The organism is Lentzea sp. NPDC060358 (genome assembly GCF_042725365.1).
Lineage (GTDB): Bacteria > Actinomycetota > Actinomycetes > Mycobacteriales > Pseudonocardiaceae > Lentzea.
Window position 1 is genome coordinate 34,526 of the sequence record NZ_JBHXCW010000002.1, and the last position, 12,118, is coordinate 46,643.

The following is a 12,118-nucleotide window of genomic DNA, read 5'->3' on the forward strand; positions in this document are numbered from 1 at the left end:
CAGTACACCTCGGGCTCTACCCGGACTCCGAGCGGGGTGCTGGTCACCCACGCCAACATCCTCGCCAACGAGCACGCGATCCAGTTCGCGTGCGACAACGACCGGGACTCCCACTTCGTCGGCTGGCTGCCCCTGTTCCACGACATGGGGCTGATCGCGAACGTCCTCCAGCCGCTGTACCTGGGTTCACGATCCGTGCTGATGCCACCGGAGGCCTTCCTCCGCTCGCCGCTCGCGTGGCTGCGGGCCGTCGAGCGCTACCGAGCTCGCGTCAGCGGTGGACCCAACTTCGCCTACGAGCTGTGTCTGACGCGGGTCAGTGAACAGGAGCGCGCCGAGCTCGACCTGTCCGGCTGGGCCGTTGCCTACAACGGCGCGGAACCGGTGCGGCACGAGACGCTCCGCCGGTTCACCGCGGGCTTCGCTTCGGCGGGGTTCGCCCCGGCCGCCCACTTCCCCTGCTACGGCTTGGCCGAGGCCACCCTGATCGTGGCGTCGACGCCTGCGGCCGAGCCGCACACGACGATGCGCGCCGACCTGGCCGCGCTTCGCCGGGGCAGGCTCGCCCCAGTCGGCGCGGACGAGCCCGGCACCACCCTGGTCAGCTGTGGAGACCCGGTTCCCGGGACCGAGGTGACAATCGTCGACCCGGTGGCCCTTACGCCCGTTCCTCCCGGCCACGTCGGTGAGATCTGGCTGAGTGGGAGAAGTGTCGCCGCCGGGTACTGGAACCGTCCGGTGGAGACCGCGGAGACCTTCGGCGCTCACCTCGCGGGTGTCTCCGGCCGGTCCTACCTTCGGACCGGCGATCTCGGAGTCCTCCTCGACGGCGAGTTCTACATCACCGGCCGGCGCAAGGACGTCATCGTCATCCGCGGCGAGAACCATCTCCCGCAGGACCTGGAGCACACCGCGGAACGGGCCGACCCGGCGCTGCGCCCGTCGTGCGGAGCCGCCATCTCGGTGGACCTCGACGGCGTCGAGAGCGTGGTGCTCTGTTACGAGCTCGCCTCGCCGAAGGACGTGCGGGACGTCGACGCGATCGCCGCGCGGGTGAGGCGGGCGATCGTCGACCGGCACGGCGTCGAGACCCGGCACGTCGTGTTCGTCGCCAAGGGCGGCATCCCGAAGACGACGAGCGGGAAGGTGCGCAGGCAGCAGTGCCGCCAGCTGTATCTCGACGGCGCTCTCCGGGTGGTCGGCGTGGTCAGCACCAGCCGGGACACCGTTCCCGACCTGCCCGGCCGGATCGAGATCGAGGCACTCGAGCCTGGCGCGCGAGGGGCGGCGCTGTCTGCCGCGATCGGACGGACGGCTGCGGCGCTGGCCGGGGTCTCCGCGGAGACGCCACGTCCAGGCGAACCCCTGATGAGGCTCGGGCTCGACTCGCTGAAGGCGATCGAGCTGCGGCACCTGGTGCAGCGGCGGTACGGGGTGGACCTCGGCGCCACCGCACTCGCCGACCAGGTGAGCGCAGACGATCTCGCCGCGTTGATCCTGGCCGACGAGGACAACGGGACCGCGGCCACCCCCCGGCTCGGCGGGGTGTCGCCGGAACCCGGTCTGCTACCGCTCAGCGAGGGACAGCAAGCTCTGTGGTTCGAGCACGAGCTCGATCCGACAGGTGCGGCCTACATCCTCTCCCGCGTCCTCAGGATCGACGGGCCGCTCGACATCGCGGTCCTGCACGAGGCGGTGGACGCGCTCGTCGCACGGCACCCCGCGCTGCGGACCTCCTTCCCGGTGCGAAAGGGCCGCCCATGGTGCCAGGTGAACGACACCGGGCCTGTCTTGCAGGTGGTCGACGCGACCACGGATACGGAGGACGATCTCGCTGCTCGCCTGCTCGAACTGGCGGAGCGACCGTTCGACCTGACCACGGCACCGCCGTTCGCGGCGACCCTGGTGCACCGGGACGAACGCACCCATCTGCTCGTGCTGGTCGCGCATCACCTCGTGATGGACCTGTGGTCGTTCCTGGTGGTGCTGGACGAGGTGCGTGCTTCCTGCGAAGGGCGAACAGCTTCGCTGCCGCAGGAGCCGTTCAGCAGCCACGACCCGCATGCCGTCGGGCTGGCCGCAGCGACGGATTACCTGCGGTCCCCGTCCCACGACCGGGATCGGGACTTCTGGCACCGCACGCTCGCGGAGGCGCCGCCGACGCTCGAACTCCCCACATGCCGCCCCAGGCCCCAGCACCGCGACTTCCGCGGCGCGACGGTGGAGTTCCGGCTGCCCTCCGACCTCGTGCGCGTTCTCCGAGCCTTCGCGCGGCAACGGTCCTGCACGTTGTTCACCGTCCTGCTCACCGCCTACCGGGTGCTGCTGCACCGCTACACCGGCCAGTCCGACCTGGTGCTGGGCACGTTGCTGGCCGGACGGGATTCCGAGGCCCTGGCCGACGCCGTCGGCTACTTCGTCCAGGCCGTCCCGCTCCGCTCCCGGTGTCCGGAGGAGACGTCGTTCGACGCCTTGCTCGCCGAGTCGGCGGAACTGCTGCGCGACGCCGTCGACCACGGCCGGTACCCGTTGCGCCGCATGATCACCGAGCTGGCGCCGGACCGCGACGCGGGCCGCCCCACCCTGGTGCAGAGCCAGTTCGTGCTGCAGCAGGAGTACGGCGAGCGCCGTGGCGGGACGTTCGCGCTGGCGCAGGGATCCGCCGGCCGGGTCGGGTTCGGCACGGCGACCGTCACGCCCGTCCACGTTCCCCGTCGCTGGTCGCAGCTCGACCTCAGCCTGAGCATGGCGCGGCTGGGTGACGAGCTGACCGGGTGCTGGGAGTACCGCACCGGTCTGTTCGACCAGTCCACGGTGGCCGGGATGTCCGGACACCTCACCGAGCTGTTGCGCGCCCTGGTGACGAACCCGGCGCGCTCGGTGTACGCGATTCCGTTGCGGGACAACGGCTCGGACGCCGACGAGGGACCCGCGCGGACCTGGGAGGACCTCGGTGGCCTCCACCGCCTGATCGCGCGGACCGCGCGATCTTGTCCGGACGCGACCGCCGTGGCCGCGGTGGACGGCACGCTGAGCTACGCCGCGCTGCACCGGTCCGCGACCAGGGTCGCCGCCCAACTTCGTGCCCTCGGCGCGATGCCGGGTGAGCCCGTCGCGGTGCTGCACCAGCGCGGTGTCGCGTTGCCGATCGCCTATCTCGCGGTGCTGCACGCCGGATGCGCCGTGCTGCCGCTCGACCCGGACGACCCGGCGCGGCGGCACGCCGTGGTGCTGGAGAACAGCGAAGCCCGGTTCCTGCTCACGGGGGACGACGTGGCGGGCGACGGCCTCGCCCTGCCCGTCCGGAGCCTCAACACCACGGCGCTGGCCCGGCGGCCCTGTACCGGGTACTCGGCACGGGTTCACCCGGAACAGCCCGCCTACCTGCTCTACACGTCAGGGTCGACCGGCGCACCGAAGGGCGTGCTGGTGCCGCACCGCGGCATCGTCAACCGGTTGCACTGGATGCAGGAGCACTTCCGGCTCGCTCCGGCGGAGCGGGTCCTGCACAAGACCCCGGTCGGCTTCGACGTCTCCTGGTGGGAGCTGTGCTGGCCGCTCATCGCCGGCGGAACGGTGGTGCTCGCGCCGCCCGGACTGCACCGCGACCCGAGTGCGCTGGCGGCTTTCATCACGCGCGCCGCGGTCAGCACCACGCACTTCGTGCCGAGCATGCTCACGCCGTTCCTCGCCGAGGTAGCTCGTACGGCCACGGTGGCCTCGCCGCTGACCAGGGTGGTGTGCAGCGGCGAGACCTTGCCTTCCGCTGCCGCTGAACGGTTCTTCGAACTCTTCGACGCCGAGCTGCACAACCTCTACGGTCCCACCGAGGCTTCCGTCGACGTCACCGCCTGGCGGTGCGCGCCGTCCGAGCGCGGGCCGGTGCCGATCGGCCTGCCGATCAGCAACACCTCGGCGCGGGTGCTCGACCGCCGGCTCCGCCCTGTGCCGAGGCCGATCGCGGGAGAGCTGTTCCTCGGCGGGGCCGGGCTCGCGACCTGCTACGTCACCGACCCGGCCAAGACGGCGGCGGCGTTCCTGCCCGATCCGGGTGCGGCGGGCGGCCGCCTGTACCGCACCGGCGATCGGGCGCGGCGCCGGCCGGACGGTGCGCTGGTCTTCCTCGGTCGCACCGACCACCAGGTGAAGATCGGTGGGCAGCGGGTCGAGCTCGGCGAGGTGACCGAGGCGCTGCGCGCCCAGCCCGGAGTGACCGACGCGGCGGCGGTCGTGCGCGACGGAAGGTTGATCGGCTACGTCAGCGGACCGCAGGCGCCTGCCCCCGCCGAACTGCGTGAGCGGCTGCGAGAGCTGGTGCCCGCACGGTCGGTGCCTGCCCGGATCGTCGCGGTCGAGGCGTTGCCGATCACGCGCGCCGGCAAGCTCGACCACCGCGCCCTGCCCGCTCCCGGGCCTGACGGCGAGCAGCGGACGACCCTGGCGCGGACGCCGGCGGAGCGCACGCTCGCCGACCTGTGGTCCGCGCACCTGGGCAGGCCCGAGATCGACGTCGACACCGACTTCTTCTCCCTCGGCGGAGACTCGATCCTCGCGATCGCGATCGCGGCGACCGCGCGGGAGGCCGGCGCGGGCTTCACGGTGGCCGAGCTGATGGCCCACCCGACCGTCGCGTCCCTGGCCGCGCATCTGGAGGGCCGGCAGCCCGGCGCCGAGGCGGAGCAGAGGACCCTGCCGCCCTTCGCGTTGTGCCCGGAATTGGCGGGGCGGAGAGGACTGGCCGACGCGTACCCCGTTTCGATGGCGCAGCGGGCGTTGCTGGCACATGGGGACAACGACCCGGCTTACGAGGTCTACGTGACCAGCGTCGCGGTGTCCGCCGTTCTCCTGCCCTCCGCACTGGCGCAGGCCGTTCGCCTGGTGCTGGCCCGTCATCCCTACCTGCGGTCGTCCTTCGACCTCACGAGTCACGGCGAACCGGTGCAGCTCGTCTGGAGCGACGTGCCCCGCCTGCCTCTCGAGGTGGTGGACCTGAGCATCCACCCCGACCGCGAGGAACGGTTCTCCGCGTGGATGGCGGCGGAGCGCAAGCGCCACTTCGACCTCGACCACGGCCCGCTGGTGCGGTTCACCGCACACGACCACGGCTCCGGTTTCCGATTCACCGTCAGCAGTTTCGCACTCGACGGCTGGTGCACCGCGCTGGTGCTCACCGAGATCCTGCACGCGTACCGCGCGGCGGCCCGAGGCGAGACCTGGCACCGGGCTCCGTTGCGGACCGGGTACGCGGACTTCGTTGCACTGGAGCGCGCGGCGATGAGTTCGCCGCAGGACAAGGCTTTCTGGGCGACGGAACTGCAAGGCGCCCCACCGTCCACTTTGCCGCAGCGGGCGACCGAGTCCGCCACGCGGCATCCGGTCCTGCAACAACGAACCGTGCTGGAGGTCGACGACGACGTGCGGGACGCGCTCTCCGCACTCGCAACCGAACTGGGCGTCGGGCTCAAGCACGTCCTGCTCGGTGTGCACCTGCGGGTGGTGCGCGCGTTGACCGGCGTGGAGGACACCGTCACCGGTCTGGAGACCAACGGCCGGCCGGAACAACTGGACGGCGACCGCGTGGTCGGCGTGTTCAACAACATCCTCCCCCTGCGCGTCACCGTGCCCGCCGACGCGACCTGGGCCGACCTCGCTCGCTCCGCGTACGCGGCGGAGCGGCGGACCTCGCCCCATCGCCGCTACCCGCTGGTCGCACTGAATCGGGAGTTCGGCGCCAGTGCGTTGTTCGACACGCTCTTCGTCTTCACCCACTTCCACCTCTACCGCGAGGTGTCCGCGGTGGAGGAGATGCGGGTCTCCGATCTGCAGGCCCCCGACCAGACCTACGTACCGCTGACCGCGCATTTCAACGTCGACGCCGGGTCCGGCCGTCTCCGGCTGCTGCTGGAGGCGGACCCGGCCAAGGTCCCGGCGGAGCAGGTGGACGAGATCGGCGCGCTGTTCACGGCCGCGCTCCAGGCGGCGGCCAGACGGCCCCACAACGCTTCGCCGCACTGGGAAGCGAAAGCCCGTCCTCCCGCCGGCCACACGCTGACCCCGGAGCCCGGCTCCGACCTCGCCGTGCACGAGTTGATCGAAGCCGTCGTGCGTCGCGGACCGGACCGGACCGCACTGATCGAGGGTGGCAAGCACCTCAGCTACCGGGGCCTGTGGACGGCATCGGGGCGGCTCGCCCAGACCCTGCAGGCGTTTTCCGCCGGTCCCGGCACCGTGGTCGGGCTGTGGGCGGAACGCAGCATCGACTACGTGGTGGGGCTGCTGGCCGTTCTCCGCGCGGGCGCGGCACATCTGCCGATCGACCCGGAGACCCCGCCGGAGCGGGTGACCGCCGTGCTGACCGAGGCGGGTGCCGCCCTGGTGGTGCTGCCCGACGGAGTGCCGGTTCCCGAGGGCGTCGCGCCGGAGGCGGTGCTGCGGACAAGTGCGAGGTCCGGCGCCGGGCTGCGTCGTCCCCGGCTGCGCGGAGACCACCTGGCCGGCGTGCTGGCCACGTCGGGGTCCACCGGGAGGCCGAAGCTGGTCGGTGTCCACCACCAGGGGCTGGCCGGCTACCTGCGCTGGTGCGTGCCCGCCTACGGCATCACCGAGCGGACGTTCGCACCGGTGCACTCGTCACCCGCGTTCGACCTCACCGTCACAAGCCTGCTCGCGCCGCTCACCGCGGGGGGAACCGCGAACCTGTTGCCCGGCAGGGACGTCACGAACCTGAGCACGGCACTGGCCACCGGGCACCACACCCTGGTCAAGATCACCCCGTCGCACCTGTTCGCGGTCGCGGGTCACCTCGCCGCGCTCGGGCACACAGTCGGCGGGCTCACCGTCGTGGCAGGGGGCGAGCAGCTCGACGGCAGGCAGGTTGCCGCCATCCGGGCGGTCGCGCCGGATGCCGTGCTGTTCAACGAGTACGGCCCCACGGAGACCGTGGTGGGCTGTTCGGTGCACCGAGTCGGCGTGGCGGGAGAAGGCCCGGTGCCGATCGGCGGACCGATCGCGGGCAGCTCGGCGGCGATCCTCGACTCCCCGGTCGGCCTGCGGGGCGAGCTCGCGGTCGGCGGAACCGGGGTCACCAGGGGCTACCTCGGTGCGCCGGCCGCCACCGCCGAGGTGTTCGTGCCGGACCCGGACCGGCCGGGTGCCCGCCGCTACCGCACGGGCGATCTGGTCCACCGGCTGCCCGGTGGAGCGCTCGTCTTCCGCGGCCGCGCCGACCGGCAGGTCAAACTGCGCGGCTACCGCGTCGACCCGGGCGAGATCGAACAGGCGCTGACCGCGCACCCCGGCGTGACCGGCGCCGCAGTCCTGCTGGGGGACAGTCCCTCGGGCACGCCCCGGCTGATCGCCTATTGGTGCGGCACTCCAGAGGCCCCCGAGCTGAAGGACTGGCTCCGGCGACGGTTGCCCGCCCGCCTGGTCCCCGCCGAGCTGCGCCGGCTGGCCGCGTTACCGCTCACCGGCAACGGAAAGGTCGACCACGCGGTGCTGGCCGCACGGCCGGAGCGCCGGGAACGGCTGGTGGACCGGATCGAACTGCTGACCGAGGAGGAGGCGGACCGGCTGCTGCGCGAAGCACGCGGGCAGGCGGACCGGCCGGAGGCACCTGGAGATCGTGATGACCGAGCCTGACCCGCGCATCGCGCGGTTGTCCGACACCAAGCAGCAATTGCTGAACCTCTGGCTGGCCGACGGCCCCGCCGTGCAGCAGGAGTCGCGTACCGACACCGAGCAGACCGTCGCCGGAATCTGGGAAGAAGTCCTCGACCTCGACGAGGTCGGGCTCGACGACGACTACTTCGCCCTGGGCGGCGACTCCGTGCACGCCATTGTGATCGTGGCGAAATTGGAGACGGCCGGGCTGCGGATCTCGGCCCAGGACCTGTTCGGCCTGGCCACCGTTCGCGCCGTAGCGGAACGGGCGAGCGCCGGCTTCCCGGCCACCGCGGTGGCCGCCGGCTCGCGGGCGACCGACTACCCGCTCAGCCCCATGCAGGAGGGAATGCTCTACCACTCGGTCGGCGGCAGCAGTCCCGGCGCGTACGTGGTCCAGGCGTGCTGCTCGCTGACTGGGGAACTCGACCTCGAGGCGTTCCGCGCGGCGTGGGTCGCCGTGGTGGACGCGACTCCCGCGTTGCGGGTCTCGTTCGACTGGGCCGACCGCGTCCGGCCGCACCAGGTCGTCGCCGACGGCGTCGTACCGGACGTCCACCTGCTCGACTGGCGCGACCTCGACGGCCCGGCCAGGGACGCGGCACTGGCGGACTTCCTGGAGGAGGACCGCGAACGAGGCTTCGACCTGGGCAAGGCACCGCTCTTCCGGCTGACCCTGGTGCGTGAGTCCGGCGAGATGTACCGGTGCGTGTGGACGCACCACCACCTCGTCCTGGACGGCTGGTCCCAGCAGCTGGTGCTCGCGGACGTCCTGGCGACCTACGCGGCACTGGTGGCGGGCAGCGAACCCCACCTGCCCCGGCGGCCCGGAATGGCCGACTACCTGGCCTGGCTGGACCGGCAAGATCGTGCCGCCGCCGACACGTTCTGGAACCGGCAGTTCGCCGGACTGCCTGGGGCGACGAGGGTCGCCGGGCCGGGGTGCGTGCGGGGCCAGGTCATCGCGCGGCGCGGCGGTGAGGTCGAGCTGAGCATGTCCGCGGAGCGAACTGCCGCTCTGAAAGAACTGTGCCGCGGCACCGGTCTCACGGTCAGCACCGCCCTCTACGGGGCATGGGCGCTGGTGCTCTCGGAGCTGTGCGGCAGCGACGACGTCGTCTTCGGCGTCACGGTGTCCGGCCGGCCTCCGACGCTCCCCGGAGCGACGGAGCTGGTCGGTCTGCTGATCAACACGGTCCCGCTGCGGGTGCGCTCCGCGGCGGCCGGGTCGGCCCTGCCCTGGCTGAGGGAGCTGCAGGACCGACTCGCCGAGATGCGCGAGCACGGGTACGTCCCACTTTCCGGCGTCACCCGTGCCGTCGGCCTGCACCACCGCGACACCCTGTTCGACACGATCGTGGTGGTCGAGAACTTCCCCGTGACCGCGACCGGGGAGAGCCCGGGAGCGCTGGCGATCGGGGACGTGCGCACCGTCGTCGACGAGGGCTACCCGCTGGTGCTGGAAGTGGTGCCGGGCACCGAGTTGCTGGTGCGAGCCCGGCACGACCCGGCTCGGCTCGACGCCGCGGAGGTGGCCGGCCTGCTCGACGCGCTCGTGGCCTGCCTGGACGCGGTGACCGAGGACCCGGAGCAGTCACCGTCCCGGCTGCGCGTTCCGCTGGCCGAACGCCTGCGACAGCACCGGGAACGGACTTTCCGCACTCGCCACGACAGGGCGGGACAACTGCTGGTGGCCGCACGGCGGCAGTCGATGGCCGGAGCGACGGACACGGGAGAACAAGCATGACCTTGGTCGTGGTGACTGGTGCGGGTGGCTTCGTGGGAGGCCACCTGGTCCGGGCTGTGCGTGCGCGGTACCCCCGTGCACGGGTGCGCGGAGTGGACCTGCACTACCCGCGGTACGGGCGGAGTGAGGCCGACGAGTTCCTGCTGGCCGATCTCCGCGAACGGGACCGCTGCGCGGCGGCGGTCGGCGGCGCGGACATCGTCTTCGCACTCGCCGCCAACATGGGCGGCATCGGCTGGACGCACGCCGCACCGGCCGAGATCCTGCACGACAACCTGCTGATCTCGGTCAACACCCTGGACGCGTGCCGCCGGCAAGGTGTGCGCACGGTCGTCTACACCTCGTCGGCCTGCGTCTACCCGGAGTCGCTGCAACGAACTCCGGGCAGTGCACCGCTGCGCGAGACGCCGGTGTTCCCCGCCGAGCCGGACATGCAGTACGGCTGGGAGAAGCTCACCACCGAGATCCTGTGCGAGACCTACCGCAAGACCTACGGCATGGACATCAAGGTGGCCCGGCTGCACGCCATCTACGGGCCGATGGGGAGCTACAGCGGTCTGCGCGCAAAGTCCTTGTCGATGCTCTGCGGCAAGGTCGCCGCGGTGCCGGGGGACAGCGGTGAGATCGAGGTGTGGGGCGACGGCACCCAGACCAGGTCCTACTGCTACGTCGACGACTGCGTCACCGGCCTGCTGCGCCTCGCTGAGTCCGCGGTGGACCAGCCGGTGAACATCGGGTCCGAGGAGCGCGTCAGCATCGGCGAGCTGGTCGCCATGATCGCGCGCGTCGCGGGTAAGGAGATCACGCCGCGCTACCGGCCGGACAAGCCGGTCGGGCCGCTGGGCAGGGTGTCGGACAACGCGCTGTGCCGCGAGCTGCTCGGCTGGCAGCCCCGCACGACGCTCGACGAGGGGCTTCGCCGCACCTACCGCTGGATCGAGAACCAGGTCGTCATGCCTCGCGTCGGTGAGCGGGTGGCGCTGTGAAACCCGAGCGCGCCAAGGCGATGGCCGGTGTGCTCGACCTGACGAGGCTGCTGCTGGGGCACTTCCGGTGGTTCCGCGACGCGCGACTGCAGGACGTGGTCACGGCTGCCCTGCGCGACAACGACGCGGGCCGCGAGTGGGTCATCGGCCTGCTGAACGTCAGCATCCGGATTCGGCAACGACTTGCCTACGTGTTGCGGCTGGAACCGCGCCGGCTGTGGAGCAGGCTGACCTTCTCCCGGCGCGCCACGGCCGCCCCCAGCTCGTCGCTGTCCCTGTTGTGCCCCACCAGGCACCGCGTGGCCAACCTGGCCGAGTTCCTGCGCAGCGTGCACCGGACCGCCGCCGCACCCGGCCGGGTCGAGGTGCTGTGCTACGTCGACGAGGACGATCCGGCGCTGCCGGAGTACGAGGAGCTGTTCGCCCAGGCCCGGCTGCGCTACGGCGGGCTCGCCCGGTGCGTCCTGCACGTTGGCCCGTCGATCGGGGTGGCCGCCGCGTGGAACAGCCTCGCCGAGCAGGCCACGGGCGACTTCCTCCTGATGGCCAATGACGACCAGCTCTACGTGGACCACGGCTGGGACGCCACCCTCGACCGGAGGGTGGCCGAGCTGACGGCGCTCCACGGCGACGGAGTGCTCTGCCTGTACTTCGACGGCAACCAGTACACGGACGGCGGCCGGGACTTCCCGATCGTGAGCAGGTCCTGGTACGAGACCCTCGGCTACTTCGTGCCGACGATCTTCCAGCAGTGGGAGGTCGAGCAGTGGGTCTTCGACCTCGCGGAGCGGCTGGAACGGCTGTTCGCCGTGTCCGGGGTGTTCGTCGAGCACCGGCACTACCAGGACTACAAGGCGACGTTCGACCTGACCTACCAGCGGCACCGCATGACGAGGGACAAGTCGTTCGCCGACCATGCGTTGTTCCTGCGCACGGAACCCGAGAGGGTCGCGGAGACCGCCAAGCTCGCGGCCAGGGTCGCCGGAGGGTGTGGCAGGCCGGTGGAACTGACTGAAGGCGCGGGCGAACGGGTCCGCGAGCGCTATCGCGCGCTCATCGACGAGCTGCACGTCGCCGCAGAGCACGAGGCCGCGGCCCAGTGCGCCGAGCTGGCGGTGCGACAGGGGTTGTGGGCCTCGCCCCTGCACCGTCCGGTCGACTACCACCCGGACCTGCCGGTGGTAGCGGAAGGCGACGGGGACGACCTGTGGTTCACCGCTCATCTGGCGGACCGGCACCGGGCGATCGCCGACGAGCTGAGCGCGGTGTACGAGGCTCGCGGAGAGGACGACGCCCACGCGGGAGCCGAGCCGTTGGTGCTCTACCGCGACGGTGCGTGGACGGCCGCCGCCGCGGGAGTGCCCGTCACCAGGGCGGCGCTCGACGGCATCCCTGAAGCCCTGCTCTTCCCCGGCGCCGTCGTCGAACTGCGGTCCCTGCGCGCTGCGTCGCGTTCGGCGGCGGAGTGCGGCCCGAGCAACGCGTTCCTGCGGGTCGAGTTCGGTGCCGTGGTCAGCGCCGGCAGCGGGATCCGGGTCGGCGACAGCACCCGTTCCTGGCCGGAGGGCGGTTGCCTGGTCTTCGACGACGGGCTGGAGCAGGAGCGCTGGAACGACGGCGACAGCACGAACATCCTGCTGGGCTTCCGGGTACCGCGCTCCGGTGAGACCACTTCGGACCGGCCGGCACCGCGCCGCGCGGCGCAGGCGAGGCGGTGAGCGGC

4 protein-coding genes are annotated in these 12,118 nt (G+C 71.9%); all 4 read left to right on the top strand.

What is annotated here, in order from left to right:
• A partial coding sequence (locus ACFWGZ_RS00720) for an amino acid adenylation domain-containing protein (RefSeq protein ID WP_382449331.1) occupies positions 1 to 7,641 on the top strand: 7,641 nt, incomplete at its 5' end.
• The gene (locus ACFWGZ_RS00725) at positions 7,628 to 9,409 is read left to right on the top strand and encodes a condensation domain-containing protein (protein WP_382449332.1); all 1,782 of its coding nucleotides are present in this window, start codon (positions 7,628 to 7,630) and stop codon (positions 9,407 to 9,409) included. The genes ACFWGZ_RS00720 and ACFWGZ_RS00725, both read left to right, overlap by 14 nt.
• Positions 9,406 to 10,395, top strand: coding sequence for an NAD-dependent epimerase/dehydratase family protein (locus tag ACFWGZ_RS00730; protein ID WP_382449333.1), 990 nt, complete (start codon positions 9,406 to 9,408; stop codon positions 10,393 to 10,395). Before ACFWGZ_RS00725 ends, ACFWGZ_RS00730 begins: the two co-directional genes overlap by 4 nt.
• On the top strand, positions 10,392 to 12,113 hold the full coding sequence (locus ACFWGZ_RS00735; RefSeq protein WP_382449334.1) for an aspartyl/asparaginyl beta-hydroxylase domain-containing protein: 1,722 nt from the start codon (positions 10,392 to 10,394) through the stop codon (positions 12,111 to 12,113). The genes ACFWGZ_RS00730 and ACFWGZ_RS00735 overlap by 4 nt, the downstream gene beginning before the upstream one ends.
• Positions 12,114 to 12,118 lie beyond the last annotated feature (5 nt).

Bases quoted from the DNA above. Each gene is read 5' to 3' on its own strand.
- ACFWGZ_RS00730 (WP_382449333.1), top strand. From the start codon at position 9,406: ATGACCTTGGTCGTGGTGACTGGTGCGGGTGGCTTCGTGGGAGGCCAC.
- ACFWGZ_RS00725 (WP_382449332.1), top strand. From the start codon at position 7,628: ATGACCGAGCCTGACCCGCGCATCGCGCGGTTGTCCGACACCAAGCAG.